1 protein-coding gene and 1 pseudogene are annotated in these 682 nt (G+C 74.5%); both read left to right on the forward strand.

Annotated elements, in window-relative coordinates; translation table 11 throughout:
• On the forward strand, window positions 1-500 hold a 500-nt coding region (locus tag NHG85_RS18805), incomplete at its 5' end, for a uracil-DNA glycosylase (RefSeq protein ID WP_253335266.1).
• A pseudogene (locus NHG85_RS18810) lies at window positions 497-682 on the forward strand (LysE family translocator); the annotation flags it as partial. The gene NHG85_RS18805 and the pseudogene NHG85_RS18810, both read left to right, overlap by 4 nt.

Here is a 682-nt window from a genome sequence, read left to right on the forward strand (position 1 = left end):
GCAGCTTCGTCTTCTCTGGCGGGCGGCAGGGTGCGCGCGTCATGCTGCTTCTCGATCCGCCGCGCCGCGAAGAGGACCGCGCGGGCGCGCCCCTCGCCGGGCCGGCCGCGCTGCTCCTGGAACGGATGCTCGCCGCGATCGGCCTGTCGGCCGAGGCGCCCGACACCGGGCGGGCGGTCTACATGGCCCCGGTGCTGCCATGGCGCAGCCCCGGTGACCGCGCCCCCGACCCCAAGGATCTCGCCATGATGCGGCCCTTTCTCGACCGGCATGTCGAGCTGGCCGACCCCGAGATCCTCGTGGTGATGGGCTCCACCGCCTGCGCCGCGCTGATGAAGGGCGGCGGGCTGCACCGCCTGCGCGGCCGCTGGGGCGAGGTGCTGGGCCGCCCGGCCCTGCCGATCTTCTCGCCCGCCTACCTCATGGCCAACCCCGCCGCCAAGCGCGAGGCCTGGGCCGATCTTCTGACCCTCAAGGCGCGGCTGGAGACGGGAGGATGATCGACCCGCTGGTGCTTCTGGCTTTCGCGCCCGCCGCCCTCGCGCTCAACCTCACGCCCGGCGCGGACATGATGTTCTGCCTCGGTCAGGGCCTGCGCGGCGGGCCGCGCGCGGCGCTCGCCGCCGATGCGGGCATCGCCCTGGCGATCATGGGCCATGTGATGCTGGCCGGGCTCGGCCTC

The organism is Limimaricola litoreus (genome assembly GCF_024159025.1).
Taxonomy (GTDB): domain Bacteria; phylum Pseudomonadota; class Alphaproteobacteria; order Rhodobacterales; family Rhodobacteraceae; genus Limimaricola; species Limimaricola litoreus.